We start from the raw sequence: 26,630 nt of genomic DNA on the forward strand, positions 1-26,630 counted from the left end.
GCACACCTGGGCGGGTGACCGGGCAAGTCGTACGGACCTCGTCGCGGCCCGGATGCGGTCCCCGTGCCCCCGTGCTTGTCTGGCCCCATGAGGTTCGTGGCCCGGCGGCAGGACCCGCTCGCCCGGCTGCCCCGGGCCGGACGCGTGGAAGCGTTCGCGCAGCGCCTTCCGCTGGAGGTGCGCGGCCACAGCATCGCCTGGCTGGTGCCGCTGCTGATGCTCGTCGGCGTGGCGGTCGCCGACTGGAACACCAGCGGCGGCTTCCGGCTGATCTCCTGGGCCGCGCTGGTGCCCGCGATCGCCGCCGCGCTGTGCCCGGTGTGGATCACCATGTGCTTCGCCGTGCTCGCGCTGGCGACCTACGTCGGTGTGGACACCGCCTGGCCGCACCAGGACCGCATCGGCGCCCCCGACCTCATCCTCGTCGCGGTGAGCGGGGTGCTGTCCACGCTGGCCTGCGCGGTCAGACAGCGCGGCGAGCGGCGCCTGGTCCGGATCCAGGACATCGCCGACACCACCCGCCGCACCCTGCTGCGGCCGCTGCCGCCGGGTTTCGGGGGCCTCGACCACGCGGCGGTCTATCTCACCGCCGACATCGAGGCCCGGGTCGGCGGCGACTTCTACGACATCCAGCCCGGCCCGTACGGCACCCGGGTCGTGCTCGGCGACGTCCAGGGCAAGGGGCTCGGAGCGGTGGAGACCGCGGGCGCGCTGCTCGGCACCTTCCGTGAGGCGGCGTACCACGAGGCGGACCTGATGGCGGTGGCCGGGCGGCTGGAGGTGCGGATGCTGCGGCACCGCCTGCACACCAGCGCGCTCGGCCGGGACGACGGCGACCGCTTCGCCACCGCCGTGCTGCTGGGCTTCCCGCCCGACGCCCCGGAGACGGTGGAGTTCGTCAACTTCGGCCACGACCCGCCGCTGGTGGCCGGGCCGTCCGGGGTGCGCCGGCTGCCCGCGGCGCACGGGCTGCCGCTGGGCATGAGCGATCTCGCGCCCGGCACCGGATTCCCGGACACGGTGAGCGTCCGGCTGGGCGCCGAGGAGACCCTGCTGCTGACCACCGACGGCGTCACCGAGGCACGCGATCCCGGCGGCACGTTCTATCCGCTCCCCGACGACGTGGCCCGCGGCCTCGCCTCGGACCCCCGGCTCGCCGAGCCGCGCCGGCTGGTCGCCTACGTCCGCGACGGCACGCTGCGCCACTGCCGCGGGCGGCTGTCCGACGACACCACGATCTTCGCCGTGCGCCGCCGCGTGAACGACCCGACCCGCTGGACCCCTCACACCGGCTGACGGCCGGGGCCCCGGACCGGCCGAGGAGCGGGCTCCCTCTCCGGGTGGCCGCCCGCGCCGGCGCGGGTGAGGCGCTGTTCGAGGAGTGCCCGGCAGTCGGGCCACTCCCGCGCGGTGACCGAGAAGATCGCGGAGTCGCGCAGCAGGCCGTCCTCGCCCGGTGCCCAGGAGCGGGACCAGTTGCGCAGCACGCCCTCGAAGGACGCGCCCGCCGCCTCGATCGCGGCCCGGGACCGGCTGTTGCGGGCGTCCGTCTTCAGGTCGACCCGGGCCACCTCCCAGGTCTCGAACGCGTGCCGGAACAGCAGGTACTTCGCCTCGCGGTTGATGCCGGTGCCCTGCGCGGAGGCGGCGAGCCAGGTGAAGCCGACCTCGATCGCGCACAGGCCCTCGCGGTCGGGCCAGGTCCGCGGGTCCAGGTAGGCGGTGGCGCCGACCGCCCGGCCGGTCGCCCGGTCCACCTGCGCGTACGGCGCCAGCGTCCCGGCGGCCGCGCGGGCGAGCTGGGCGCCGACGTAGTCCGGGACCTCGGCGGACCGCGGCACCCACGTGAACCGGTAGGAGCCGCGGTCCTCCTCCGCCGCCACGGCGAGATCCGCCGCGTGGCGGCGCGCCAGCGGCTCCAGGCGCACCCGCGCGCCCTCCAGCACCGGTGCCTCGAACGGGAAACCCATGGCCCACCTCTCGTACGACGGTGCCGCGGCCGTCCTCGTGCGGCTCGCGGCTCGCGGCCCGCAGCGTCGCAGAGGCCGTCGGCCCGTGTCGCCCGATTTCCGCCGGGCCCGGGCGGCCCGGCGGGTCTCCCGATCAGCCCACGAGGTAGGCGAGCGCGCCGGACACCAGCGTGCGCACGCCGGGTTCGACGGACGCCAGGTCGGGGGCGAAGCGCGGGCTGTGGTTGCCGGGCACGGCCTGGAACTTCTCCATCAGCTCGTCCCCCGGCGCCGCGTCCCACACCGCGGCAGGGGTGCTGGTGAGGAACCAGTACGAGAACGGGATGCCGCCCTCGGCGAGGTGCGAGAAGTCCTCGCTGCCCATGGCCGGACCGGGGTCGAACACGGTGCCGGGGCCGAGCACCTCCTCGTGCACGGCGGCCACCCGGCGGTCGGTGCGCTCGTCGTTCACGGTCACCGGGAACGTGGTGCCGACCGTCACCTCCGGCTCGCGCGGGCAGCCCGCGGCCAGGCACTCACCGGCGGCGATGCGCTTGACGGCGGCGATCATGCGGTCCCGTACGGCGTCGGACTGGGTGCGCAGGTTCAGCTCGATGCGGGCCTCGGACGGGATGATGTTGTGCCGGGTGCCGGCCTCGATCCGGCCGACGGTGAGCACCGCGGACTCCCGGGCGGCGATCTCGCGGGAGACGACCGTCTGGAGCCGGGTGACCAGGTAGGCGGCGGTGACGACGGGGTCGACGGTCGACTCGGGCCGCGAGCCGTGCCCGCCCCGGCCGTGCACCACGATGTCCATGTCGGTCGAGGCGGACATGATCAGTCCGGGCACGTGCGGGCAGAACCCCACCGGGCCGGGCGCCGCGTGCTGGCCGAGCAGCACGTCGGGGCGCGGGAAGCGCTCGTAGAGGCCGTCGGCGACCATGCGGGCCGCGCCGCCGCCGGTCTCCTCGGCGGGCTGCCCGAGCACCACGAGCGTCCCGGTCCAGGCGTCCCGCCCGTCGGCCAGCGCCCCGGCGGCCCCCGCCAGCCAGGTCACGTGCAGGTCGTGCCCGCAGGCGTGCATCACCCCGGCCGCCTCCGACGCGTACGGCAGTCCGGTCTCCTCGTGCACCGGCAGCGCGTCCATGTCGGCGCGCAGCAGCACGGTCGGCCCGTCACCGTTGCGCAGCACGCCTACGACTCCGGTGCCACCGACGCCCTCCTCGGTGGCGTAGCCCGCCGTGCGCAACCGGTCGGCCAGCCGCCCCGCGGTGCGGTGCTCGCGCAGCGACAGCTCGGGGTGCCGGTGCAGGTCGCGGTAGAGGTTCTCCAGGTCAGGGACGGGGAGTTGGGCCGTGAGGTCCAGGGCGGCGCGGGCGGCTTGGGAGGTCACGGGGCCAGCGTAGGCGCCCGGGACGCGCCGGGAGCCACGTGCTGCGGGGTTTCGCTGCGCAGTCGCGTGGTTACTCTCTGCTCATGGTGCACCTTCGCGAACTCGACCCGAGCGCCTCGCCGTTGGACTACTTCGGATCGGAGCTGCGCCGCAAACGGGAGGGCGCGGCGCTCAGCCAGGCCGAGTTGGGGTCGGTCATCTACTGCACGGGCTCCCTCGTCGGCCAGATCGAGACCGCGCGCAAGGTCCCGACGCGGGAGTTCGCGGAGCGCGTGGACGCGGCCCTGATGACGGACGGCTTCTTCACGCGGCTGGTGGGGCTGGTGCTGCGGAGCCAGTTGCCGACGTGGTTCCAGCCGTACGCCGAGATGGAGGCGAAGGCCACCCATATCTCCACGTATCAGGCCCAGTTGGTGTACGGCCTGCTCCAGACCGAGGCGTACGCCCGCGAGGTGCTGGCCACCGGGCTGCCCGGCAACCTCGGCGACCTGGTCGCGGCGCGGATGGAGCGCCAGCGCATCCTGCGCCGCCCGGAGCCGCCGGTGACGATCGTGGTGCTCGACGAGGCCGTGCTGCACCGGCCGATCGGCGGCCCCGACGTCATGCGCGAGCAGCTGGCCCACCTTCTGTCGCTGCGCGACCGGCGCTGGACGCAGATCCAGGTGCTGCCCTTCGCGGCCGGGCAGCACTCCAGTCTCGTCGGCTCCTTCAACATGCTCCGCTTCCCCGAACACCCCGACATCGTCTACACCGAGGACCTCATCTCCGGCCATATGACGGCCAGTCCGGAGATCCTCAGGGAAGCGGCGCTCCGTTACGCTGCCGTGCAGGCCGCCGCTCTGTCCGTGGAGGAGTCGGCCGCACTGATCGCCCAGGTGATGGAGGAGCGCTATGGACAGCAACCTTGACCTGACCGGCGTGCGTTGGCGGAAGTCGACCTACAGCGGGAACACCGGCGGTGATTGTGTGGAGGCATCCTTCGACCTCGACGGAGTCGTCCCCGTACGGGACAGCAAGACCGCGGCCGGCGGCCCCGTGCTGGTCTTCGGGACGGCCGCCTGGACGGAGTTCGTCGGGGCCGTCGGTTCCGCGGACGGCGGAGTGCGCTGATCCGTCCTCACCGTGGTGCGACGACGCTCCCGGTGTGCGGGGTGACGTCGGGTTCCGCCGCTCTCGCCGGTCCGGCGAAGGCGGCCGTGATCAGGGCGGCGACGGCCACGACCGCCGCGGCCAGACCCCTGGCATAGCGATGCGAAGGGTGTTCGGTACGCGACTCGGTGCGTCGGAGCACGGCAACCTCGCAACAACAGCGGCGTATTAAGCATGTTTAATACGCGGTTTAACCTAGGGGCTGAAGGAGCCGAACGGCAAGAGGCACTGGGGGAGTTGGCGGATGGGCGAGCGGGACGACCCGGGCACGATCGGCCGCCGTGTGCAGCAGTTGCGCACCGAGCGAGGACTCACGCAGCGGCAGCTCGCCGAACCGACGTACACCCCTGCGTACATCTCCACGCTGGAGGCGGGCCGGGTGCGCCCCTCGGACGAGGCGCTGCGCCATCTCGCCGAGCGGCTCGGGGTGGGCTTCGACGAGCTGGCGACCGGGCGGCCCGCCCGGCTCGCGGCCGATCTGCGGCTGCGGCTGACCGACGCGCAGCGCACCCTCGCCACCGGCGAGGCGGAGGAGGCGGCCGCGGAGTACGCGGAGCTGCTCGCCGAGGCGGAGCGGCTCGCCCTCGGCTGGGAGGCGGCCACCGCCCTGCTCGGGCTCGGCGAGTGCGCCATCGAGACGGGCGAACTGAGCGAGGCGCGGGGGTACTTCGAGACGGCCGAGGAGCGGCTCGGCGACCAGCCGCTGCCCGCCCGGGTGCCCGCGCTGCGCGGCCGGGCGCTCTCGCACTATCTCGCCGGTGAACTCCGGTACGCCGTCTACCTGCTGGAGACCACCCTCGACGAGCTGAACCGCGGCGGGCTGCACGATCCCGACGCGCTGCTCCTGCTGTACGCGAGCGTGATCGGCCCCTACATGGACATGGGCGCGCACGCGCGGGCCGCCCAGGCGGCGGAGTTCGCGCTGGCGCTGGCCCCGCAGGTCGCCGATCCCGCGCTGCTCGCCCGGATGCACCGCTCGGTGGCCCGCACGCTGATCGCCGAGGGCCGGGTCGCCGAGGCCGACGCCTCGCTGGCGAAGGCGGCCGAGCTGTACCGGCAGCTCCGGATCCGCACCGAGCTGGCCAACTGCCACTGGATGCGCGGCTACGTCTGTGTGCAGAACGGCGAGCTGGAGCGCGGCGAGGCGGAGCTGCGGGAGGCGCTCGCCATGCTGTCGGAGAAACGTGCCGCCCTGTACAGCAGCCAGGTGGCGGTGGAGCTGGCGGACGTGCTGCACCGGCGCGGCAAGTCCGACGAGGCCGCGGAGCTGCTGAACGGGGTGCTCGGCGACCTGTCGTCGGAGCGCGGCGCGGTGCACGCGGCGGCGGCGCACCGGCTGCTCGGCATCATCGCCGAGGACGCCCGCGACACCGAGGCCGCCGAGGAGCACTACGTGCGCGCGCTGAGCCTGCTGGAGCGGGCGGGCGCGGCCGGGGACCTCGCCGACCTGTGCCGGCTGCTCGGCGATCTGCTGCGCCGCACCGGCCGGGTGGAGGCCGCGCTGGACGCCTACCGCACCGGCCTCGGGCACCGCACCGCCCCCGGCACCACCACCCTCGGCCCGGCGCCGGCCCAGCCACCGCTGTGACGGCTCCGCGGCCCGGTGGGGGCTGATCGCGCAGTTCCCCGCGCCCCTGGTGGGCCGATGCGCAGCTCCCGAAGGGGCGCGGGGAACCGCGCGCCAAGCCCCCACCGGGCCCGCGTGTCCCTTCAGGGGCGCGGGGAACTGCGCGCCAAGCCCCCACCGGGCTCGCGGGGACTGTGCGGCCTTGGCCCTTCAGGGGCGCGGGGAACTGCGCGACCAGCCCCCACCGGGCCGCGGGGATGGTGCGGCCTGTGTCCTTTCAGGGGCGCGGGGAACTGCGCGAACGCCCCCACCGGGCCGCGGGTGGACTCAGGGCTGCCGCACGGCCTCAGTGCCGCCGCACCGCCGTGAGGCGCTGGGTGCCCACCTGCGCCGCCTGCTGAAGGGTCCCGGCCGGAGTGCCCAGCGTGCCGTCGGAGAGGGTGAGGGCGTCGTCGCCCACCCGGACCGCGGCGACGTCCAGGGTGAGGACCATCGGCACCGCGTCCGCGTCCTCCGGCTGCCCGGTCAGCGTGACCCGCAGCGCCTCGCGGGCGTCGCCCAGCGCGGGCAGCGGGAATTCGGCGACCTGCACGTCCTGGACGCCGTAGCTGGTCGTCGTCGCCGTGAAGTGGCCGCAGGTCCGCGGCAGCGAGCGCAGCCAGTCCAGGGTGCGGTCCACGTCCGCCGGGCGGCCGGTGGTCACCTGCTGGCGCAGCTGGGCCTCGTCGGTGCCGTCGTCCAGGGCCACCGTGGCGTGCGGGGCCGCGGCGGCGCCGAGCAGCTGGTCGGTGTAGAGCGCGTCCATCAGCCGCTGGCAGTCCGGCGAGGACGCCGAGGCCGACGCCTTCAGCAGCCCGTCCCGCCAGGTCGCCGCGCCCTGCGTGGCGGTCCAGGGCGCGCCGAGGTCGGCCTGGGTGAGCAGCGCGGCCTGCGCCTGCGCCGGGGTCAGGGCGGAGACGGCGGAGGCGGGCGCGCCGGTGGCGCCCGTGCCGTGCGGGGCGGGCGTCGCGCGGTCCGCCGCGGCGTGGTCCGCTCCGGTGGCCGAGCAGGCGGCCGTGGCGAGCAGCCCGGTGAAGGCGAGGGCCGGGACGAGGACGGGGCGACGGGTCATGACGGACGGCCTCCGAGGATGCGCGGGTGCTCGATGCCCCCCTGCACACGATCACTGCCCGCTGCCGGGCCCCGCCGGTCACCGCCGTCCGGGTGAGGAGCGGCCCGCGCCGGTCCGGAAAAGCCTTCGCGCCCGGCGCGCGCCCGCTGCTACGGTCCGCCGTATGCAGCGCGAACGGGCCGCCCGTGCCCTCACGACGACGCCGGAGAGTGTCCCGGCGCGCTGACAGCTGACCAGTCACGAAGCCCCGGGGCGAACGCCCCGGGGCTTCGTCGCAGCCGCGTGGGGTGTTCGCCTCCTCCCTCACCGAGGAGCCCGCCATGCGGAACCCCGCGCAGCAGAACCCCGCCGGACAGAGCCCGGCGATGCAGGCCCCCGCGCACGACCACCGCCGGCTCGGCCGCGAGCTCGGCCTGTTCGACACCGACCCGCTGATGGGCGCGGGGCTGCCGTACTGGCTGCCGGACGGCGCCGTCGTACGGCACACCCTGGAGGAGTACGTCCGCGAGGCCGAACGCGCCGCCGGATACCGGCACGTGTACTCGCCGGTGCTCGGCAAGCGCGAGCTGTACGAGATCTCCGGGCACTGGGCGCACTACAGCGACGACATGTTCCCGCCGATGGAACTCGGCTCCGAACAGGTCGTGCTGCGCCCGAGCCTGTGTCCGCACCACGCGCTGATCTACCGCTCGCGCCCGCACAGCCACCGTGAACTGCCCCTGCGCATCGCCGAGCTGGGCGGCATGTACCGCGCCGAGCTGTCCGGGGTGCTCGGCGGGCTCACCCGGGTGCGGGCCATCCAGCTCAACGACGCGCACATCTTCTGCACCCTGGACCAGGCCGTCGAGGAGGCCCGCGCCGCCCTGGAGATGATCGGGCGGGCCTACGCCGACCTCGGCATCCGGGCCGCCCGGTACCGGCTGTCCCTGCCCGGCGAGGGCGGCAAGTACGTCGCCGACCCGGAGCTGTGGCGGCGGGCCACCGCGCTGCTGCGGGAGGTCCTGGCCGCGGCCGGCGTCGACTTCGAGGAGGCGGCGGGCGAGGCCGCGTTCTACGGTCCCAAGATCGACGTGCAGATCGCGGACCGCGCGGGCCGCGAGTCGACCCTGTCCACCGTGCAGATCGACTTCCACCAGCCCGAGCGGTTCGACCTGCACTACATCGGCGCCGACGGGGCCAGGCACCGGCCGGTGATGGTGCACCGCAGCGTCATCGGCAGCGTGGAGCGGGCCGTCGCGCACCTCGTGGAGGAGCACGGCGGGGCGTTCCCGCCCTGGCTGGCGCCGGTGCAGCTGGTCGTCCTGCCGGTCGCGGAGGCCCAGTTCGCCGCCGCGAGCGAGCTGGTGCGGCAGGCCCTCGCGCGCGGGCTGCGGGCCGAACTCGCCGGACCCGAAGAGGGCACCCTCGGCGCCCGGGTGCGGGCGGCGCGGCGGGTGCCCTACCTGGCGGTGATCGGCGAGCGGGAGGCAGCGGCACAACTGGCCGCGGTACGCCTCCGGGACGGCCGCCGCCCCGACCCCGTACCCGCCACCGCCCTGCTCCACCGGATCACCGACCACGTCGCGTCCCGCACCCCCACCCTGTGGAAGAACACCCCCGACGCCTGAACCCCGAGACCCCGCACCCCTCAGGGGCGCGGGGAACTGCGCACCCGGCCCCCACGCACCCGCAGGTGTCAGACGGCGCTCAGTCCCGCGAGCGAATCGGGACACGGTCCGCCGCACCCCGGCAGGGGCGCGGGAACTGCGCACCCGGCCCCCACGCACCCGCGGGTGCCAGGCGACGCTCAGTCCCGCGAGCGTGCCGGGCCACGGTGGGCCGCACCCCCCAGGGGCGCGGGGAACTGCGCGACCAGCCCCCACGCACCCGCAGATGCCGGACGCTCAGCGCCGCGAGGCCGTCCCGCGCTTGCGCCGCGTGCTGACGACCAGCGCCCCACCCGCCGCCAGCAGGGCCGCCGCGCCGAGGCCGAGCGGCAGCGAGTAGCTGCCGCCGCCGGTCTCGGCCAGGTCGTCGCCGCCGTTCGGGGAGGCGGCCGCGGCCGGGGCCGAGCCGGCGGCGGACGGCGTGTCCGAGGCGGAGCCCACGGGCGAGCCGGACGCGGAGTCCGCCGCCGAGGCGCTCGGCGTCGCCGACTCGGTCCCGCCGCCGGCACCGCTGCCGCCGCCGTTCCCGCCCACCGCGCCGGAGGCGCTCGGCGCCGGGGAGGACGCGCCCGTCCCCGCCGTGCAGTCCTTCGTGCCCCCGTTCCACGCGGCGATCAGCTTGTCCTTGATCACCGGGTGGTCCGGCCCCGCCGGCAGGTCGCCGTGGACCAGGCCGTCGTCCGCGTCCGTGCGCCCGTCGAACTTCACCGCGCCGCGGTAGAGGTCGACCTGCGCGAAGCAGCCCGCGTCCGGCACCGCGATGTCGAGCGAGTCGGTCTGCCCCGCCTTCACCGTCACGGTGTCGAAGTCGACGAAGACCTGCTCCCCGGAGGTCGCGAAGGTCGCGCCGTGGGCGAGGTAGGAGGCGAGGGAGGCGGTGCAGGAGTCCGCGTCGCCCGCGGTGCGGACCCAGACGCGTACCTTGCCGCCGTCGGTGGGCCGCAGGTTCCGGTCGTCGACCTTGACGGAGTCGTAGAACGCCGTGCCGTCGAGCGAGAACTGGCAGCGGTCGGTCCCGGTGGCCGTGCCCGCGCCGGAGCCCGGCTCGTAGTGGCCGCCCGCGTCCCAGCCGTCCCCGCCGGGCGTGCCGCCGGCCCAGGCGCCGGACGCGGCGGCGACGGTCGCGGCGCACAGCGCGACCGCGGCGGCACCGGTGCCCAGCAGACGTCGGGCGGTGCCACGGCTCACTATGGACATGTGGATCCCATCTTGCGTGCGGAACCGGTGCGGACACGGCGGGAGGGCAGCACACCGCTGCCGGCCGCGGACACCGGGACGAAGGTTCGAAACACAGGAATCGCCGGGCTCACACGTCACATGAGCCACAGCTTTCTCACATGGTGGATCCTTGTGAGAAAGATTGTCAACCTGCGGACTCCACAAGGACTTTGAGAGTCCTCCACGATTCCGTCACTTATGGACGTACTGCTTCCGGCGTCCGTACCGCCCCTCCAGAGAAGGAGACCGCGTGCCCGATCTCTCCTCCCGGAACCCCGACTGGTGGCGCCAGGCCGTGGTCTACCAGGTCTACCCGCGCAGCTTCGCGGACGCCGACGGCGACGGCCTCGGCGACCTGGCGGGCGTCACCCGGCGCCTGACCCATCTGGCCGCGCTCGGCGTCGACGCCCTGTGGCTGAGCCCCTTCTACCCCTCCGAACTCGCCGACGGCGGCTACGACATCGCCGACCACCGCGGCGTCGACCCCCGCCTCGGCACCCTGGACGACTTCGACGCGCTCGCCGAGGAGGCCCACCGCCTGGGGCTCAAGCTGATCGTCGACATCGTCCCCAACCACACCTCGCACCTGCACCCCTGGTTCCGGCAGGCGCTCGACGACGGCCCCGGCTCCCCGGCCCGGGAGCGCTACGTCTTCAGGCCCGGCCGCGGCGAGAGCGGCGAACTGGCACCCACCGACTGGCAGTCGGTGTTCGGTGGCAGCGCCTGGAAGCGCCTCGCGGACGGCGAGTGGTACCTGCACCTGTTCGCTCCGGAGCAGCCCGACCTCAACTGGGACCACCCCGAGGTGCGCGCCGACCTCCGCCGCACGCTGGCCTTCTGGTCCGACCGGGGCGTCGACGGCTTCCGCATCGACGTCGCCCACGCGCTCGCCAAGGACCTGAGCGACCCGCTGCGGGACGTGGCGGGCCTCGAACCGGTCGGCGAGCACGCCCTGCACCATGTGGCGCCCGGCAGCCATCCCTACTACGACCGCGACGAGGTCCACGAGATCTACCGCGACTGGCGCACCCTGTTCGACTCCTACAGCCCGCCGCGCACCGCGGTGGCCGAGGCCTGGGTCCCCGGCGCCCGCCGGGCCCTGTACGCCCGTCCGGACGAACTGGGCCAGGCCTTCAACTTCGAGTACCTCCAGGCGCCCTGGGACGCGGACGCGCTGCGCGAGGTCATCGCCGAGTCACTGGAGTCGGCGCGTACCGCGGGCGCCTCCGCGACCTGGGTGCTCTCCAACCACGACGTCGTACGGCACGCCTCGCGTCTGATGCTGGAGCCCGGCACCGACGAGAACGCCTGGCTGCTGTCCGGCGGCCGGGAACCGGCTGTCGATCTCGCGGCCGGTCTGCGCCGGGCCCGCGCCGCGACCCTGCTGATGCTGGCGCTGCCCGGCTCCGCCTACCTCTACCAGGGCGAGGAACTGGGCCTGCCCGAGGTCGCCGACCTGCCCGCCGAGGCGCTCCAGGACCCGATCTGGACGCAGACGGGCCACGCCCGCAAGGGCAGGGACGGCTGCCGGGTGCCGCTGCCGTGGACGTCCACCGGCCCGTCGTACGGCTTCGGTGCGGGCGCCGCCTGGCTGCCGCAGCCGCCGTCCTTCGCGGAGTACGCCGTCGAGGCGCAGGACGGCACCGCCGGATCCACGCTGGAGCTGTACCGCACGGCGCTGCGGCTGCGCCGCAAGCTCGCCGTGGGCGAGACGCTCACCTGGGCCGGGGAGAGCCCGCCCGGCGTGCTGTCCTTCACCCGGCACGACGGCTGGCGCTGTGTCGCCAACCTCTCCGGCCGGCCGGTCGCCCTGCCGGCCGGGGAGCCCCTGCTGGCCAGCGCCCCCCTGGCGGAGGGGGCGCTCGGTCCGGACACCACGGTGTGGCTGGGGTAGCCGCACCGGACACCACGGTGTGTCTGGGGTAGCCGCACACGGCTCGGACCGGCCCCGCTGTGCCGGGGCCGGTCCGAGAAGTCCTGCCGGACGCGGGAGCCGGGGGGCCGACGCGACCGGCCCCCCGGATGCCGTTCCTAGCCGACCTGCGGGGTCGCCGACGCCGTGGGCGTCTCGCCCGGCAGGACCGGCGGCTGGGTGGTGGTGTCCGGCGGCGCGGTCAGCACGACCTCCGGTTCACCGGCGGCCGGGGGCGGCGGGGTCAGGTCCGTGGCGGGCAGCTTCGGCGGGGTCGTCTCCTGGAAGAGGACCTGCGGGAAGTCGACCAGCCCGGTCTGCTCCATGACCGTGATGTGGTCGAGCACGGTGGCGTTGGCCTGGTCGGCCAGCGCCCGCACCAGCGTGTTGCGCGTCGTGGAGCGGATCTTCGCGATCGTGTTGAAGATCGAGCCGTGGGTCACGCGCAGGATGTTGGCGAAGTCCTTGTCGAACTGCTTGCCCTGGTCCGCGGTCAGCGTGTTGATGAAACCTTGCTGCTGGGGGCTGGGCTTGTTCGGGATGGTGATGTTGAGCATCGGTCCGACCTTGCGGACGGTGGCGTCCAGGGCCGCGTGCCCGTCGATGAGGTGCTTGCCCGCGATGAGGACGGCCTTGGACTGGCCCTTCTTCTCGGCCAGTTGACCCACGGGGTACTCCCACAGACCGGCGGCGCGCACCTTCACGACGAAGTCCCGGTCCCCCTCCGTCAGCGGGCCCCACTGCGTGTTCGCGATGACGCGGTCCGGTGAGGTCGACACCTTGGTGACACCGAGCATCGATGGATACGCCAGCGCGACGAGAGTGACGCTGAGGGCTCCGCCCACGAACAGAGTTCCCATCGCGTTCCGCGAAAAGCGCACCGTGCCTCCTGCCCGGTCGGGGGGTCCCGCCAGGCGGCGGGGGTCGGACATCGATCAATACGGACGCCGAAGCGGAAGGACTCGCTGGAATTGGTAAAAACTTGTGAAGTGCCCGACGTCACACCGGACGGGGCGGGCGGGACGGGCGGCCCGGAGGTTGACGAAATGTTGACCACTTGGCGGGAGAGGCGTTGCGGAGCACGCTCCTAGATTTTTCCCCATGCCCCCACAACCACCCCACAGGGTCCCCAACTCCCTTCCTGTGCTGCCGTATCGCAAGCCCACCAAGGGCCGTGACTACTGGCTCATCGACGACGTGCTGCCCGATCCCGACGCGGTCCGCGAGCGCGTCCTCGCCAAGGACGACTGGGTCAAGGGACATCCGTACACGAGCGAGTCCTGGCCCGGACTGCGCACCATGCCGGGGCTCGAACCGGGCGAACTGGCGCGCGTGGAGCGCCTGGTGCGGCAGGCGACCGGGGCGAAGGAGCTCTGGGTGCAGCAGGCGCCGGGCGGCGGCACCCTCAACCACAACTGCATCCAGGTCGTGGGGGAGGGCGAGAGCGAGCCGCGCCCGCACACCGACTCGCGCGCGCTGTGCCGGTACGCCGCCGTGCTCTATCTCAACCCGGACGTGCCGAAGGACTGCGGCACCGCCTTCTACCGCCAGTCCTTGTCCGGCGGCCGGCTCGGCGGCAACGTGGTGCAGGCCCCCCACACCAACCTCGTCGAGGCGCTCGGCACCCGGTTCGTCGCGCCGGACGCCTTCGAGGAGGACGTACGGGTCCCGCACAAGTACAACCGGCTGCTGCTGTACCACGCCAACCTCGTGCACAGCGCGACCGCCTACTCGGGCAGGACGCTGGAGGAGAAGCGGATGACCGCGGTCTTCTTCTGGATGGCCTGACGCACACCCGGCCGGATCCGGAGCTGCTCCCGGCCCGTCAGTGGTGCCGCCTGTGCCGCCGTTGCCACAGCGTGCCGACGGCCAGGCTTCCCACCACCAGCACGATCCCCAGCACCGGCCACCTGCTGTCCGCGATCCGCGCGTCCGAGGCGAGCGCGCCGAGCACCAGTCCCGCCGCCAGCAGCAGCGAGGCGGCCGCGCGCACCAGCGCGGCGAGCCCGCCCGGCGCCAGCCGCCTGCGCGGCACGGGCACGGGGGCGTCGCCGAAGTAGTGGCGGACGGCGCGCTCCATCAGCCGCGTGGTGGCACGGTCGTACGACATCGCCATGTACGGCAGCCAGACCAGCGGCGCCACCAGGCCCACCAGCAGCACCGCGAGGAGCAGCAGCGCGCCCGCCGCCTGCGCCCACCATCTGCCGCGGCCCGGGGTGACGAGCCCGAGCAGCCGGGCCATGCGCACGGTGACGTCCCACAGCGCGGGCAGCCTGCGGCGGCGGGGGGTGCCGGGTGCCGGGCGCGCACGGTGTGCGGCCAGCGCCTCGGCCGCCGTCCGCTCGTTGGGGTACACCCCTTGCAGCACCAGCAGTTCGGGCACCCGTTCCGGCGCGGCCGGGTCGCGGCCGTCCAGGGCGGCCAGTTCGAGCAGGGTGCGGGCCTGGCGCAGCAGCGCCGCGCAGAACGCCACCGGGATGAACACGAGGAACGGGCCGCCCACGAAGGCCCCTTCGGTGACGGTGGCCCGTCTGCCCCGCGTGATCACCCGGGCCCGCCGGGCCTCGGCCCCGGTGTCGGGCAGCGCCCGCACACCGCGCCGGGCCGCCGGGCCCAGCCGCCGTACCGCGAACTCGGCGAGGTTCTCGGGCAGTCGGCCCGGGTCGGCGAGCGACTTTTGCAGCAGGGAGCCCGCGAGAGCGGAGTCCGCGGGGCCGGACTCCGGGGGGCCGGACTTCGCGGGGCCGGACTCCGCGGCGGGCACGTCCGGCCACCGGTCAGTAGCGGACGGCCCGGCTCACCTCGGTCTTCACCGTGCCGGACAGGTTGTGCGTGCTGCGGGCGGTGGCGTCGGCGCTCGCGCCGGCCTTCACGTCGGACACGGTCAGCACCGACACGTCGATCAGCTTTCCGCCGGAGTCCTTGAAGTCCACCTGCACGGCGAAGGACTTGGTCGAGTCCGCGGTGTTGTGGACGGTCACCTTGACGGTGGTCCGGCCGTCGGAGTCGGTGGTGGGCGAGCCGAGCGTCACATCGCTCTTGACGTCCGTGCCGTTCTTGATGTCGTCCAGCTTCCGGCCCGCCTCCGCGGTGGCGGACGCGAGCGCCGAACCGGCCTTCGCGGTCGCCGAGGCCACCGCCGAGGACGCCTGCGAGGCGAGCGAGGACGCGACCGACTTCGCGGCCGAGGCGGCCTTGCTGGCGGTGCTCGACGGGCTGTTGTCGTCCGAACAGCCCGTCAGCGCGGCGGCCACCGCCACCGCCAGTACGGCGCTCGTCGCCCAGCGTGCCGCCATGTCGCCTCCCGTGTGCCCGCCCGGCCGCGTGGTCCGGCGCGATTCGCTCTCCAGTCAACGGGGGGACCGGACGGGCCGCACCTCGGAGGTCACCCGGGCGGGCGTGTGACGCAGGTCACATCGTACGCCTGTCACGTCCGGACAGGGCCGTCTGTCCCATGGTCGACAACCCACCGGCACCCCGACGACACCGGAGTTCGACATGACGCAGCACAGCGCGCAGACCCCGTCCACCTCACCCGGCGACGGCCCGGCCCGCGACCATCGGGTCGTCGTCCTCGGCGGCGGCTACACCGGCATGTTCGCCGCCATCCGGCTGGCCCGCCGCACCCGGCGCTCCAACGTCCGCATCACCCTGGTCAACCCCTCGCCCCGGTTCACCGAACGGCTGCGCATGCACCAGGTCGCCGCGGGCCAGGAACTCGCCGACATCGCCGTCGCCGACCTGCTCGCCGGCACCGGCATCACCTTCGTGCAGGGCCGCGCCACCGCCCTCGACCCCGGCGCCCGCACCGTGACCGTCGCTCCCACCGGCGCCGACGGCGCCCCGGCCGACGGCACGCCGGTGACCCTCCCCTGGGACACCCTCGTCTACGCCCTCGGCAGCGCGGCCGACACGGGCCGCGTCCCCGGCGCCGCCGCCCACGCCTTCACCCTGGACGGCATCCCGGCCGCGGCCCGCTTCTCCGCCCGGCTCGGCGAGGTCGCCGCGGCCGGGGGCACGGTCACCGTGTGCGGCGGCGGACTGACCGGCGTCGAGGCGGCCACCGAGATCGCCGAGGCCCATCCCGGCCTCGCCGTCACCCTGATCAGCGGCGAGGAGCCCGGCGCGCTGATGGGCGAGCGGGCCCGCGCCCACCTCGTCCGGGCGCTCGACCGGCTCGGCGTCACCGTGCGGTCCGGGGTCCGGGTCGCCCGGGTGCTGCCCGACGCCGTGGAACTCTCCTCCGGCGAGCGCGTCCGCTCGGACGCCTGCCTGTGGACGGCGGGCGTCCGGGTCGGGCCGCTGGCCGCCGACGCCGGGATCACGGTCGACGAGCGGGGACTGATCGTCGTCGACGCCACCCTGCGCTCGGTCTCCCACCCGCGGGTGCACGCCGTCGGCGACGCCGCCGCCGTCGAGCTGGCCTGGGGGCGGGTGCACGGCACCTGCCAGAGCGGGCTGCCCACCGCCCAGTACACGGCGGACACCGTCGCCCGCGCGCTGCGCGGCAAGAAGGTCAAGCCGTTCCGCTTCGGCTACATCCACCAGCCGGTGAGCCTCGGCCGGCACGACGCGGTCATCCAGTTCACCCACCCCGACGACACCCCCCGCCGCCTGTGGCTGCGCGGCCGCGCCGCCGTCCGCTACAAGGAGTTCGTCAGCGGCAGCCCCGTCCCGAGCATGCGGCTGAGCAGGCGGATGAACGTGACCGCGACCGTGTCCCGCGGCGGCCGACGGACCCGGACCCCCGCGGACCCGGCGCCCGCCCGCGTCTCCGCCGCCTGAACGGGTGCCCGGCGCCCGCCCGCCCCGCGCGGCGGGACTCCCCCGCCATCCGGCGCGCGCTCCCGCCGTCTCGTACTCCCCCGTCTTTCCTGGCAGGTTGGTCCCCATGCGGTACGAGCCGACCACGGACCAGAGCGACCCCTATCTCGCCCACCGGCGGCTGCTGTTCGCCACCGCCTACCGGATGCTCGGCAGCGTCGCGGACGCCGAGGACGTCCTCCAGGACACCTGGCTGACCTGGAGCTCGGCGGACCGCGACGCCGTACGGCACCCCAAGGCCTATCTGGTCCGCACGGTCACGAACCTCTCCCTCAACCGCCTCACCTCGGCCCGCGCCACCCGCGAGAGCTACGTCGGCCCGTGGCTGCCCGAGCCGCTGCTCACCTCGCCCGACGCGGCCCAGGAGGCCGAAGTGGCCGACAACGTCTCCACCGCGCTGCTCGTCGTGCTGGAGAGCCTCAGCCCCGTGGAGCGCGCCGTCTTCGTGCTGCGCGAGGTCTTCGGCTACTCCCACGCCGAGATCGCCGACGTCCTCGAACGCCCCGAGCCGTCCGTCCGGCAGATCGCCCACCGCGCCCGCGAGCACGTCCGCGCCCGCCGCCCGCGCTACGACACCGACGACGACCGGCGCGCCCGCGTCACCGAGCGGTTCATCGCCGCCTGCTCCGGCGGCGACCTGAACGCCGTCATGGAACTGCTCGCCCCCGAGGTGACCTGCTGGTCCGACGGCGGCGGCAAGGTCACCGCCGCCCGCCGCCCGCTGTACGGCCCCGACCACGTGGCCCGCTGGATCCTCGGGGTGCTGGCGAAGCCGGTCTCGGCCGCGGTACGCCTGAGCCCGGCCGGCATCAACGGGGAGCTGGGCATCCTGTTCACGGCGGGCGACCTGCCGGTGGGCGCCCTCACCTACGACCTGGCGGACGGCCGCATCCGCAACCTCCGCTTCCAGGTCAACCCCGACAAGCTCGCGGGACTGCGGGGGTGACGCGCCGGTTCAGGGGTGTGGCGCCGGGGACCGCGGGTGAGAAGACCTCCATGACGGACGACACCGACGTCACCCCCGCCCGGCTGGCCGCCCGCCACGGACTGCGCCCGCTGCCCGTCGAGGGCGGCCTGTACCGCCGTACCTGGGCGGGCCCGCCGGGACCGGACGGCCGCCCGGCCGGCTCCGCGATCATGATGCTGCTGACCTCGGAGGAGGGCGACTTCTCCGCCCTGCACCGCCTGGCCTCGGACGAGGTCTGGCACTTCTACCGGGGCGACCCGCTGGAACTGCTCCTGCTCGACCCGGACGGATCCGACCGGGTGCTGCACCTCGGCGCGGGCGACCTCGTGCAGCTCGTGGTGGCCGCGGGCACCTGGATGGGCGCGCGCGTGGCCCCGGGCGGCACCTGGTCGTTGTTCGGTACGACCATGGCGCCCGGCTTCGTCACCGCCGACTACGAGGGCGGCGACCCGGACGTCCTCGCCGCGCGCCACCCCGCCCAGGAGACCCGCATCAGGGCGCTGTGCCGGACGGAGGAGCCGACCAGGATGCCGGACGCCGTGGACCCCCCGGACGCCGTGGATCCCCCCGGACGACGGGCGACAAGAGACGGGCGACAAGAGGCGACAAGAGAGGAAGGGCCCTCATGGCGGTGACGCGTGACGCGTGACGCCGGACTGCCGGATCTCGGCGGACGGGTGGCGCTGGTGACCGGCGCGAGCGGAGGCATCGGGGCGGGCGTCGCGCGCCGGTTCGCGGCGGCCGGCGCGGCGGTGGTCGTGCACGGACACCGAAGGGCCGGGCGGGCGCGGGAGCTGGTGGGGGAGATCGAGGCCGGGGGCGGCCGGGCGCTCGCGGCCCGCGCGGACCTGACCCGCGAGGAGGAGTGCGAGCGGCTGGTCGCCGAGGCCGTCGCCTGGGGCGCCGGACGCCTGGACGCGCTCGTCCACTGCGCGGGCGTCCAGCCGGTCCGCGCGCTCGCCGACCTCACGGCCGCGGAGTGGCGTCAGGTCGCCGACGCCAACGTCACCAGTGCCTTCGCCTGCACCCAGGCCGCGGCGCGGGCCATGCGGGAGCGGGGCGCGGGCGGCTCGATCGTCCATGTCGCCTCGATCGAGGGGACCCGGCCCGCCCCGGGCCACGCCCACTACTGCGCCTCCAAGGCGGCCCTGCTGATGTTCGCCCGCTCGGCGGCGCTGGAGTACGGCCCCGACGGCATCCGCGTCAACACGGTCTCCCCCGGCCTGATCGACCGGCCCGGACTGGCGCGGGACTGGCCCGAGGGCGTGGACCGCTGGCGCGCGGCGGCCCCGCTCGGGCGGCTGGGCACACCGGAGGACATCGGCGACGCGTGCGTGTTCCTCGCGTCCGGGGCGGCGGCCTGGATCAGCGGCTCGGACCTGGTGGTGGACGGCGGGGTGAGCGCGCGGCCGACGTGGTGAGCGGGGCGTTCACGGACACCTACACTGTGTGGGCTTCTATGCGGTGACTGTGACACGGGCGGGACGGGTGAGGGCTGTGGGGGAGAAGGCCGGTCGCGTGGACGACCCGTCCGCCGAGGTGCTGGCCCAGGCGGCCGCCGCGTTCGGACTGCTCGCCTCGTCGGCCCGGCTGCACCTGGTGTGGGCGCTCGCGCAGGGCGAGAGCGACGTCACCAACCTCGCCGAACGGGTCGGCGGCGCGCTGCCCGCGGTCAGCCAGCACCTGGCCAAGCTGAAGCTGGCCGGTCTGGTGCGCTCCCGCCGCGAGGGCCGCCGCCAGGTGTACTACGTCGACGACGCCGACATCGTGACCGTGGTCCGGGTGATGATGGGTCAGCTGACGGCCCGTTCGGACCGGTCGGCCGCGCCGGTGCGCCGACTGCACGAAGCCGGTGGCTGAGCACACCGCGACCGTGCTCGAGGTGCTGCGCGGGCTGGACAGCGGACCACGCGGTCTCACCGAGGCCGAGGCCCTGGAACGGCTGGCGCGGTACGGACCCAACACCCTCCCGGCCCACCGCACGCCCTCCTGGCCGCGGCTGTTCGCCCGCAGCCTGCGGGACCCGTTCACCGCGGTACTGGCCTGCCTCGGCCTGGTGTCGGCGCTGGTCCTCGCCTGGGGCACGACCGCCGTGATCCTGCTCCTCGTCGCCGTGAGCTGCGCGCTGCGCGCCGGCGGCGAACACCGGGCCGACCGTTCCCTGGCCGGGCTGCGCGCCCTGGTCGCCACCACCGCCACCGTGCTGCGGCGGCCGGCCGGGGAGGGCGGGGACGGCGGCTCCCGCGAGATCCCGGTGGACGAGCTGGTGCCGGGCGACGTGGTCCGGCTCGGTCCCGGTGACCTGGTCCCGGCCGACGTACGGCTGCTGCGCGCGAGCGGTCTGACGGTGCACCAGGCCGCGCTCACGGGCGAGTCGGCGCCCGTCCCGAAGTCGGCGGACCCCGCGGCCACCGGGTCCCACGTCGCCTCGGCGTCCCCCGCCTCCGCGTCCTTTGCCTCCTCCGCCTCGGCGTCCTCCGCGTCCCCGGCTTCCGCCTCCGCCTCCGCCTCCGCGTCCCCGGCCTCCGCCTCCGCGTCCCCGGCCTCCGCCTCCTCCGCTGCCGTCGCGGGCGTCTTCGGGCAGCCCCAGCTGTGCTTCCAGGGGAGCAGCGTCGCCTCCGGCAGCGCCACGGCCGTCGTGGTCGCGACCGGTGCCCGCACGCGCTTCGCCACGGGCCACGGCGCCGCCGCCGTACCGCGCGAGGCGAGCGCCTTCGACCGCTCCGTGCACGGCATCTCCTGGATCCTGATCCGGTTCATGCTGCTCACCCCGCCGCTGGTGCTCATGGCGGGCGCGGCGCTGCGCGGCCGGGGCGCGGAGACCCTGCCGTTCGCGGTCGCCGTGGCGGTCGGTCTCACCCCGGAGATGCTGCCGGTCCTGGTCACCGTCTGCCTGGCGCGCGGGGCCACGCGGCTGGCCCGCGCCCACGACGTCGTCGTCAAGCGGCTGCCCGCGCTGCACGACGCCGGCGCCGTCGACGTGCTCTGCGTCGACAAGACCGGCACCCTCACCCAGGACCGCCCGGTCGTCGACCAGGCCCTCGGCCCGGACGGCCGCGCCGACGCGGACGTCCTGCACTGGGCCGCCGTAGGTTCCTGGTGGACCCTCCAGCTCGCCGACCTGCCCGTCGCCGACGCCCTCGACGAGGCGGTCCTCGACACCGCCGACGCCGACGGCCTCATGGCCTACGACGGTGTGGCGGCCCTCCCCTACGACCCGGTCCGGCGCCTGGCCACCGCCGTGGTCCGCACCCCCGGCCGGCTCGGCACGCACACCCTGATCGCGCGCGGCGACGTGGAGGCCGTACTGGAGCGGTGCGCGTTCGACGGCGATCCGGACGGGACGGGCGACGGCAGCGGCGACCCCCGCGCCCGGCTGCGCGCCCTCGCCGCCCGCGAGGCCGAGGCCGGTCTGCGCGTCCTCGCGGTCGCCACCGCGGAGCGCCCCGCCCGCCCCGGCCGCGGCCTCACCCCCGCCGACGAGCGCGGCCTGACCTTCCGCGGTCTGATCACCCTGCGGGACGCGCTCGCGCCGACCGCCGCGCGGGCGCTCGACGTCCTCGCCGGACACGGCGTGACCGTCAAGGTCCTCACCGGCGACCACCCCGGTACCGCCGCCCGCGCCTGCCGCGACCTGGGCGTCCCCGTCACCCCCGAGGCCGTGCTCACCGCCGACCGCCTCGACGGGCTCGACGACGCGGCGCTCGCGGACCTCGCCCGCCGTGCGACCGTCCTCGCCCGCTGCACCCCCGAGCACAAGGCCCGCGTCGTGCGGGCGCTGCGCGGCGCCGGGCACACCGTCGGCTTTCTCGGCGACGGCGTCAACGACCTGCCCGCGCTGCGCGCCGCCGACGTCGGCATCGCGCCGCAGGGCGCCGCCGGGGTGGCCCGCGAGGCCGCCGACGTCGTACTCGCCGACAAGGACCTCACCGCGGTCGCCCGCACCGTGCGCACCGGTCGTCTCGCCGGCGGCAACATCGCCACCTATCTGCGGGTCACGCTCTCCTCCAACCTCGGCAACGTCATCGCGATGCTCTGCGCGGGCCTGCTGCTGCCGTTCCTGCCGATGCTCCCGGCGCAGGTGCTCGTCCAGAACCTGTGCTTCGACGCGGCCCAGCTCGCCTTCGCCGACGACCGCCCGCACCCCTCGGTGCTGCGCCGCCCTACCGTGCTGCGCCCGCGCGACCTGCTGCGCTTCATCGCCGGGTTCGGGGTGCTGAACGCCGTGGCCGACCTCGCCACCTTCGGCGTCCTCGCCTACGCCCTGCACGGCCGGGGGCTCGGGGACGACCAGGAGGTGTTCCACTCCGGCTGGTTCACGGAGAACCTGCTCACGCAGGCGCTGGTGATGACGCTGCTGCGGATCGGCCGCCGGCCGCTGCGGGGCGGCAGGCCGGGCCCGGTGGCGTGGGCCGCCGGTGCGCTCGCCGTGATCGGTCTGCTGCTGCCCGCGTCGCCGCTGGGGCCGCCGCTCGGCCTGACCGCCCTGCCGACGGTGTACTACCCGCTGCTCATCGGCGTCCTGGTGCTGTACGCGGTGGCCCTGCGCGCGGCCTCGGAGCGCCGCACCACGCCCTCCGGCCCGCGGCCCAAGCCCCTTTGACCGACGCTGTGTTACAGCTGTGAGCCGAGCTCTGATGCAAGCCTTACCCTGCGTGGTGTAAAAGGGCTGCCAACAGGGGTCCCCCGAGTCCCTCATGGCGCTCCCATGAGATCACTCACCTGTGAATTCCCACAGGATCCGGACTGCCATGGCCAGAGGTTTGTTACATTGCGCAACTGAGCAACCGGGGTGGAGTCCCCGCTCCACCTGCCCGATACCGCCGCGCACGCCCGGCCCCCCGGCCCGGCATGACGGACCCGACCGTGCCTGGGAGTGGTAGATGAGCGACCCGTGGGACGGGCCGGCAGGCCATGCCACACGCACCCGCCAGGTTCCCGGCCAGCGCGGGGCCGGTGGCGACCGGGTGCGCCCGCAGGGCGACCGCTCCCGGCTCCCCGGCGACGGAATGGGCGCGCCGGGGGAGGGGACGCGCTCCCCGCGTGATCCCGGCCGTCCGACCGGCGGCCGCGCGGCCGCGCGGGAGGCGGCCCGCAAGGGCGGCAGGGCCGGCGGGAACGGCGGAGGCAACGGCGCGGCGAACGGCGGCGGTCACGGACGGTCACGACGTCGTGGCCGTCCGGAACGTCGCGGCAGGCGGGCGCTGAAGATCATCGCGATATCGCTCTCCGTGATCGTCGTGGTCCTCGCCGGCGCCGGTTACTGGTTCTACCAGCACCTGAACGGCAACATCCACAGCGTGTCGATCGACGGCAAGGGCGGCACGGAGAAGGCCGACGCCTTCGGCCGCACCCCGATCAACATCCTGGTGATGGGTTCGGACGGCCGTACCAGCAAGACCGACTGCAAGCTCGGCGGCGGCTGCTCGACCACGGGCGTGCAGACCGGCAGCAACGCGGACGTGCAGATGGTGGTGCACATATCCGCCGACCGCTCCAACGCCACCGTCATGAGCATCCCGCGCGACACCATGACCAACGTGCCCGCGTGCAAGAACAGTGACACCGGGGTCTCCACGGCCGGCTACTACGGCCAGATCAACAGCGCGCTCCAGTACGGCCCGGCCTGCCAGGTGGAGACGGTCCACAAGCTGACCGGCATCACCATCGACCACTTCGTGCAGCTCGACTTCTCCGGCGTGGTGAAGATGTCGGACGCGGTCGGCGGTGTCTCCGTCTGCGTCAGCGACGACGTCTACGACACCTACTCGCACCTGAAGCTGTCCAAGGGCTCGCACACCCTGAAGGGCGTCGCCGCCCTGGAGTTCGTGCGCAGCCGGCACGGCTTCGGCGACGGCAGCGACCTCGGCCGGACGGTCTCGCAGCACATCTTCCTCAGCTCGATGATCCGCAAGTTCAAGAGCGCGGGCACGCTGACCAACCCCACCGCGGTCTACAAGCTGGCCAACGCGGCCACCAAGGCGCTGACCGTCGACGACGGCCTCGGCAGCGTGGCGAAGCTGGTCGCGCTCGCGGCGGACGTGAACAAGGTCCCCACCAAGCGGATGACCTTCACGACCATGCAGACCGCGCCCGACCCGAGCAACAGCAACCGCGTGGTGGTGGGCACGGGCGCCAAGAGCCTGTTCGCGACCATCTCCGAGGACAAGTCGCTGACGACGGGCTCGGGCAAGAAGTCCTCGGCGGCGTCCGCCACGGCGACCGCCTCCGCGGTGCCCGCCTCCGAGATCGCGGTGACGGTGGAGAACGGCACCACGGTCACCGGCCGCGCCGGGGAGATCGCGACCGCGCTGACCGACAAGGGCTTCAGCTCCGACACCACCACCGGCAACGCGGCCAGCGCGGCGACGACGACCACGCTGACGTACGGCAGCGGCCAGAAGGCCGAGGCGACGACGGCGGCGAAGGCGCTGGGCCTGCCCACCAAGCATGTGAAGGCGGGCAGCGGCTCGGGGCTGACGCTGGTGATCGGCAGCGACTGGGAGAGCGGCACGACGTATCCCGGCGGTTCCTCCTCCTCCTCCGCGGACACGCAGGCCGCGGTGTCCAACGCGCACGCGCAGACCGCCGACGAGGCGAAGACCTGCGCGAAGGTCAGCCCCTACAAGACGGTCTCGCTCAACGGCGTGGCGATGACCCCGGCCCAGGCGTACAAGGCGGCGAGCAGCAAGGCCGACTCCGACGACTGATCCCCCGGGGTTGTACAGTTGCGCAAAGCCGCAAGGAAGTTGACCGAAGAGGAAGAGGGTGAGCGGGATGCTCCGCAACGGCCTGGAACCCTGGCATCTGCTGATCGTCGCCATTGTGATCATCCTGCTCTTCGGGTCGAAGAAGCTTCCCGAGGCGGCGCGCGGGCTGGGCAAGTCCATGCGCATCCTCAAGAGCGAGGCCAAGGCCATGAAGGACGACGGCGCGGCCCCGCAGCCGACGGCCGACCCGGAGACCGGCGCGGCCGCCTAGGTCGTGCCGCAGGACGTGAACGGCCGCATGGGTCGTGTCCGCAGGACCTGACCCGGCGGCCGTCGGGCGTTCGGGAAGGCGGGATCGCGTGGTGGTGCGGGAGACCGGGCCCGAGGGCCTGACCGGAGCCATGACCGTGGCGGCGGAGCTGGCCGAGTGGGCCGCCGCCGCCATCCGGCGGGCGGGCGCCGACGCGAGCCGTCGGCAGGGTCTGCGCGAGAAGGCGGGACCCGCCGACATCGTCACGGACACCGACGAGGCGGTGGAGCGGCACGTCCGCGCCTCGCTCAGGGAGGCGTTCCCGGCCTACGGCGTCGACGGCGAGGAGTACGGCGAGACGGCCGGCGACCCGGACGCCCCGCACTGGGTGATCGACCCGGTCGACGGCACCACGAACTTCGCGCACGGCATCGGCTGGTGCTCCTTCTCCCTGGGCCTCGCCGCGCCGGACGGCACACCGCTGCTGGGCGTGGTGGCGGACCCGTGGCGCGGTGAGACGTTCACGGCGGTCCGGGGCGGCGGTGCCCGGCTCAACGGCACGCCGATCCGGGCGGCCGACCACACCACCCTCACGGGCCATGTCTTCCTCACCGAGTGGGCGGCCCACGTCCACTGGCCCGGCCTGGACGCCCTGCTCGCGGAACTCGCGGCCCGCCACTGCACGGTGCGGGTGATGGGCTCGACGGCCCTCTCCCTGGTGCAGGTCGCGGCGGGCCGCGCGACGGCGGCGGCGATCGGCGCGTACCACCCCCAGGACGCCCTCCCGCCCCTGCTGATCGCCCGGGAGGCGGGCGCGATCGCCCTCCCCGAACGGCCGCCCTACGACGCCCCGCTCCTCCTCGCGGCCCCTGGCGCCGCCCCCGAGGCCCACGCCCTCTGGCACCGGACGGTCACCTCGGCGCCCCCGCCCGCCTGACGGACCCGCCCGCCTGACGGACCCCGGCGCGCTCGGCGCGCTCGGCGTCCGGCCCCGCCCCGGCCGGGGGTCTACGGGGCGTCCGGCGGCGCGAACCACGCGCCGATGTTCTCCCAGGCGAACCCCTCCCGCCAGGTCCGCTCGCCGCCCGCCCAGCCGAGCAGCGCGCGGAGCACGTCCTCCCTGGACCCGCTCCGGGTCTGGTAGTGCTCGGCGGGCACGCCGTCGCGGTGCTCCAGCTGGTAGGTGTCGTCGCGGTACAGGACCTGGACGTACCAGTCCCCGGCGACGCCGTCCCCCTGCCGCTCGAGTATCAGATGATCCCCGTGCGCCAGCCCGGCCAGCAGGGCCGCGATCCGCTCCCCGTCCGGCTGCCGTACGGCACGCCCCCGGGCGTCAGTGGCAATCAGCATGTCCGCAGCATGGACCATCCCACTGACAACGGTCCGCCCGCGGGTCGCGCGTCCACCCTCGCGCCGTCCGCCCGTCACCGCCCCGACCCCGTCCGCGCCGTATCCCGTTCACCAGGATCAGGGCAGGAATGTCCCTTCTGCGGGTGGCCCTGGGTGTGCACAGGGTATGCACAGCGCTATTGACCTGTGCAGATTCGCTGTGTTTCCCTCGGCAGGTGGGCCGGGGGGAACGGCTCTTGAAGGTGACTGTCCCGTTCTGAGGGACATACGAAGGGCGTCGGCGGCACAGGGGGACGGGGGACGAGGGTGCATCGGCTGTCTGCGCGCTGTGCGCGCCCCGGGACAAGGCTGGGCGGCTCCGCTGTGCCGCCTCTGCGTGCGGACCGGCCGCTGTGATGTGGCGCACGTGGGCGTAGAAGCGGCGGCGGGCGTGGCACGCGGAACGGGCGAAGTACGTCTTCGTCCGGGGTGAGGCGCGGGCGCTCCCGACCGCCCGCCGTCCGGTCGTCCGTGCCCGTCGCCCCGACGTCGCCGTACGCCCGTCGCGGCATCGCGTGCCCCGTCGGGCACGAGGCCCGACCGTC

Annotated in this window: 24 protein-coding genes; 16 read left to right on the forward strand and 8 right to left on the reverse strand. The window is 74.6% G+C overall.

What is annotated here, in order from left to right; all coding sequences use genetic code 11:
• Positions 1-87 precede the first annotated feature (87 nt).
• Positions 88-1,296 carry a PP2C family protein-serine/threonine phosphatase gene (locus WN71_RS01450; protein WP_046581322.1) on the forward strand — a complete coding sequence of 403 codons (1,209 nt, stop codon included), beginning with the start codon at positions 88-90 and terminating at the stop codon, positions 1,294-1,296.
• Here WN71_RS01450 and WN71_RS01455 read toward each other — a convergent pair.
• Complete coding sequence (locus tag WN71_RS01455; RefSeq protein ID WP_046581324.1) at positions 1,284-1,970, reverse strand: GNAT family N-acetyltransferase; 687 nt, start codon at positions 1,968-1,970, stop codon at positions 1,284-1,286. The genes WN71_RS01450 and WN71_RS01455 overlap by 13 nt on opposite strands.
• A gap of 133 nt (positions 1,971-2,103) precedes the next feature.
• Positions 2,104-3,342 carry an amidohydrolase gene (locus WN71_RS01460; RefSeq protein WP_046581326.1) on the reverse strand — a complete coding sequence of 413 codons (1,239 nt, stop codon included), beginning with the start codon at positions 3,340-3,342 and terminating at the stop codon, positions 2,104-2,106.
• An 83-nt stretch (positions 3,343-3,425) separates the two neighbouring features.
• Here WN71_RS01460 and WN71_RS01465 point away from each other — a divergent pair, with 83 nt between their 5' ends.
• The 3 genes from WN71_RS01465 (at position 3,426) to WN71_RS01475 (ending at position 6,079) form a co-directional block, all read left to right on the forward strand.
• Positions 3,426-4,250 (forward strand): helix-turn-helix domain-containing protein, encoded by an 825-nt coding sequence (locus tag WN71_RS01465; RefSeq protein WP_046581328.1) that lies wholly within the window; start codon positions 3,426-3,428, stop codon positions 4,248-4,250.
• Complete coding sequence (locus WN71_RS01470) at positions 4,234-4,452, forward strand: DUF397 domain-containing protein (protein ID WP_046581331.1); 219 nt, start codon at positions 4,234-4,236, stop codon at positions 4,450-4,452. The genes WN71_RS01465 and WN71_RS01470 overlap by 17 nt, the downstream gene beginning before the upstream one ends.
• Before the next feature lie 283 nt (positions 4,453-4,735).
• A complete protein-coding gene (locus tag WN71_RS01475) occupies positions 4,736-6,079 on the forward strand; it encodes a helix-turn-helix domain-containing protein (RefSeq protein WP_046581333.1) in 1,344 nt (447 codons plus the stop codon).
• 325 nt (positions 6,080-6,404) lie between these two features.
• Here the strand turns inward: WN71_RS01475 and WN71_RS01480 are convergent, their stop codons facing one another.
• Positions 6,405-7,169 carry a hypothetical protein gene (locus WN71_RS01480; RefSeq protein WP_046581335.1) on the reverse strand — a complete coding sequence of 255 codons (765 nt, stop codon included), beginning with the start codon at positions 7,167-7,169 and terminating at the stop codon, positions 6,405-6,407.
• Between the two features lie 365 nt (positions 7,170-7,534).
• Between WN71_RS01480 and thrS the strand changes: the two genes are divergently transcribed.
• Complete coding sequence (gene thrS, locus WN71_RS01485) at positions 7,535-8,776, forward strand: threonine--tRNA ligase (RefSeq protein WP_046581597.1); 1,242 nt, start codon at positions 7,535-7,537, stop codon at positions 8,774-8,776.
• Positions 8,777-9,052: 276 nt separating this feature from the next.
• On the opposite strand, the gene WN71_RS01490 is transcribed toward thrS, so the two are convergent.
• Positions 9,053-10,012, reverse strand: a complete 960-nt coding sequence (locus WN71_RS01490) for a hypothetical protein (RefSeq protein ID WP_046581337.1) — start codon at positions 10,010-10,012, stop codon at positions 9,053-9,055.
• Between the two features lie 271 nt (positions 10,013-10,283).
• On the opposite strand from WN71_RS01490, the gene WN71_RS01495 reads away from it, so the two are divergent.
• Positions 10,284-11,927: a glycoside hydrolase family 13 protein gene (locus WN71_RS01495; RefSeq protein ID WP_046581339.1), complete on the forward strand. Its 1,644-nt coding sequence runs from the start codon at positions 10,284-10,286 to the stop codon at positions 11,925-11,927.
• 137 nt (positions 11,928-12,064) lie between these two features.
• Here WN71_RS01495 and WN71_RS01500 read toward each other — a convergent pair whose 3' ends face one another.
• Positions 12,065-12,805 (reverse strand): DUF4142 domain-containing protein, encoded by a 741-nt coding sequence (locus tag WN71_RS01500; protein WP_206299990.1) that lies wholly within the window; start codon positions 12,803-12,805, stop codon positions 12,065-12,067.
• A gap of 241 nt (positions 12,806-13,046) precedes the next feature.
• Between WN71_RS01500 and WN71_RS01505 the strand changes: the two genes are divergently transcribed.
• Positions 13,047-13,733: a DUF6445 family protein gene (locus WN71_RS01505; protein ID WP_046581341.1), complete on the forward strand. Its 687-nt coding sequence runs from the start codon at positions 13,047-13,049 to the stop codon at positions 13,731-13,733.
• A 37-nt stretch (positions 13,734-13,770) separates the two neighbouring features.
• On the opposite strand, the gene WN71_RS01510 is transcribed toward WN71_RS01505, so the two are convergent.
• Together WN71_RS01510 and WN71_RS01515 are read right to left on the reverse strand one after the other, a co-directional pair.
• The gene (locus WN71_RS01510) at positions 13,771-14,709 is read right to left on the reverse strand and encodes a hypothetical protein (protein WP_052742870.1); all 939 of its coding nucleotides are present in this window, start codon (positions 14,707-14,709) and stop codon (positions 13,771-13,773) included.
• Between the two features lie 13 nt (positions 14,710-14,722).
• A complete protein-coding gene (locus tag WN71_RS01515; RefSeq protein ID WP_071369792.1) occupies positions 14,723-15,241 on the reverse strand; it encodes a hypothetical protein in 519 nt (172 codons plus the stop codon).
• 202 nt (positions 15,242-15,443) lie between these two features.
• Here WN71_RS01515 and WN71_RS01520 point away from each other — a divergent pair, with 202 nt between their 5' ends.
• The 9 genes from WN71_RS01520 to WN71_RS01560 all read left to right on the forward strand — a co-directional run bounded on the left by WN71_RS01520 (position 15,444) and on the right by WN71_RS01560 (position 25,633).
• The gene (locus WN71_RS01520) at positions 15,444-16,730 is read left to right on the forward strand and encodes an NAD(P)/FAD-dependent oxidoreductase (protein ID WP_046581345.1); all 1,287 of its coding nucleotides are present in this window, start codon (positions 15,444-15,446) and stop codon (positions 16,728-16,730) included.
• 106 nt (positions 16,731-16,836) lie between these two features.
• Positions 16,837-17,715 carry an RNA polymerase sigma-70 factor gene (locus WN71_RS01525; RefSeq protein WP_046581348.1) on the forward strand — a complete coding sequence of 293 codons (879 nt, stop codon included), beginning with the start codon at positions 16,837-16,839 and terminating at the stop codon, positions 17,713-17,715.
• 50 nt (positions 17,716-17,765) lie between these two features.
• A complete protein-coding gene (locus WN71_RS01530) occupies positions 17,766-18,371 on the forward strand; it encodes a cupin domain-containing protein (RefSeq protein ID WP_079177592.1) in 606 nt (201 codons plus the stop codon).
• 3 nt (positions 18,372-18,374) lie between these two features.
• Positions 18,375-19,157, forward strand: a complete 783-nt coding sequence (locus tag WN71_RS01535) for an SDR family NAD(P)-dependent oxidoreductase (protein ID WP_046581350.1) — start codon at positions 18,375-18,377, stop codon at positions 19,155-19,157.
• Positions 19,158-19,254: 97 nt separating this feature from the next.
• Positions 19,255-19,596 (forward strand): ArsR/SmtB family transcription factor, encoded by a 342-nt coding sequence (locus tag WN71_RS01540; RefSeq protein ID WP_240529529.1) that lies wholly within the window; start codon positions 19,255-19,257, stop codon positions 19,594-19,596.
• A complete protein-coding gene (mgtA, locus tag WN71_RS01545; RefSeq protein WP_046581354.1) occupies positions 19,589-22,339 on the forward strand; it encodes a magnesium-translocating P-type ATPase in 2,751 nt (916 codons plus the stop codon). The genes WN71_RS01540 and mgtA overlap by 8 nt, the downstream gene beginning before the upstream one ends.
• Positions 22,340-22,619: 280 nt before the next feature.
• Positions 22,620-24,446 (forward strand): LCP family protein, encoded by a 1,827-nt coding sequence (locus WN71_RS01550; RefSeq protein ID WP_206299991.1) that lies wholly within the window; start codon positions 22,620-22,622, stop codon positions 24,444-24,446.
• Between the two features lie 67 nt (positions 24,447-24,513).
• The gene (tatA, locus tag WN71_RS01555) at positions 24,514-24,717 is read left to right on the forward strand and encodes a Sec-independent protein translocase subunit TatA (RefSeq protein WP_046581355.1); all 204 of its coding nucleotides are present in this window, start codon (positions 24,514-24,516) and stop codon (positions 24,715-24,717) included.
• Between the two features lie 88 nt (positions 24,718-24,805).
• Complete coding sequence (locus tag WN71_RS01560; RefSeq protein WP_338058670.1) at positions 24,806-25,633, forward strand: inositol monophosphatase family protein; 828 nt, start codon at positions 24,806-24,808, stop codon at positions 25,631-25,633.
• A gap of 71 nt (positions 25,634-25,704) precedes the next feature.
• Here WN71_RS01560 and WN71_RS01565 read toward each other — a convergent pair whose 3' ends face one another.
• Positions 25,705-26,046: a hypothetical protein gene (locus WN71_RS01565; RefSeq protein WP_240529530.1), complete on the reverse strand. Its 342-nt coding sequence runs from the start codon at positions 26,044-26,046 to the stop codon at positions 25,705-25,707.
• Positions 26,047-26,630 lie beyond the last annotated feature (584 nt).

Source organism: Streptomyces mangrovisoli, assembly GCF_000974985.2.
Classification (GTDB): domain Bacteria; phylum Actinomycetota; class Actinomycetes; order Streptomycetales; family Streptomycetaceae; genus Streptomyces; species Streptomyces mangrovisoli.

Excerpts from the sequence above, each read along its gene's own strand:
- WN71_RS01450 (WP_046581322.1), top strand. The coding sequence starts at position 88 with ATGAGGTTCGTGGCCCGGCGGCAGGACCCGCTCGCCCGGCTGCCCCGG.
- WN71_RS01455 (WP_046581324.1), bottom strand. The coding sequence starts at position 1,970 with ATGGGTTTCCCGTTCGAGGCACCGGTGCTGGAGGGCGCGCGGGTGCGC.
- WN71_RS01465 (WP_046581328.1), top strand. The coding sequence starts at position 3,426 with ATGGTGCACCTTCGCGAACTCGACCCGAGCGCCTCGCCGTTGGACTAC.
- WN71_RS01470 (WP_046581331.1), top strand. The coding sequence starts at position 4,234 with ATGGACAGCAACCTTGACCTGACCGGCGTGCGTTGGCGGAAGTCGACC.
- WN71_RS01475 (WP_046581333.1), top strand. The coding sequence starts at position 4,736 with ATGGGCGAGCGGGACGACCCGGGCACGATCGGCCGCCGTGTGCAGCAG.
- WN71_RS01480 (WP_046581335.1), bottom strand. The coding sequence starts at position 7,169 with ATGACCCGTCGCCCCGTCCTCGTCCCGGCCCTCGCCTTCACCGGGCTG.
- thrS (WP_046581597.1), top strand. The coding sequence starts at position 7,535 with ATGCAGGCCCCCGCGCACGACCACCGCCGGCTCGGCCGCGAGCTCGGC.
- WN71_RS01490 (WP_046581337.1), bottom strand. The coding sequence starts at position 10,012 with ATGTCCATAGTGAGCCGTGGCACCGCCCGACGTCTGCTGGGCACCGGT.
- WN71_RS01500 (WP_206299990.1), bottom strand. The coding sequence starts at position 12,805 with ATGGGAACTCTGTTCGTGGGCGGAGCCCTCAGCGTCACTCTCGTCGCG.
- WN71_RS01505 (WP_046581341.1), top strand. The coding sequence starts at position 13,047 with ATGCCCCCACAACCACCCCACAGGGTCCCCAACTCCCTTCCTGTGCTG.
- WN71_RS01515 (WP_071369792.1), bottom strand. The coding sequence starts at position 15,241 with ATGGCGGCACGCTGGGCGACGAGCGCCGTACTGGCGGTGGCGGTGGCC.
- WN71_RS01520 (WP_046581345.1), top strand. The coding sequence starts at position 15,444 with ATGACGCAGCACAGCGCGCAGACCCCGTCCACCTCACCCGGCGACGGC.
- WN71_RS01525 (WP_046581348.1), top strand. The coding sequence starts at position 16,837 with ATGCGGTACGAGCCGACCACGGACCAGAGCGACCCCTATCTCGCCCAC.
- WN71_RS01530 (WP_079177592.1), top strand. The coding sequence starts at position 17,766 with ATGACGGACGACACCGACGTCACCCCCGCCCGGCTGGCCGCCCGCCAC.
- WN71_RS01550 (WP_206299991.1), top strand. The coding sequence starts at position 22,620 with ATGAGCGACCCGTGGGACGGGCCGGCAGGCCATGCCACACGCACCCGC.
- tatA (WP_046581355.1), top strand. The coding sequence starts at position 24,514 with ATGCTCCGCAACGGCCTGGAACCCTGGCATCTGCTGATCGTCGCCATT.
- WN71_RS01565 (WP_240529530.1), bottom strand. The coding sequence starts at position 26,046 with ATGCTGATTGCCACTGACGCCCGGGGGCGTGCCGTACGGCAGCCGGAC.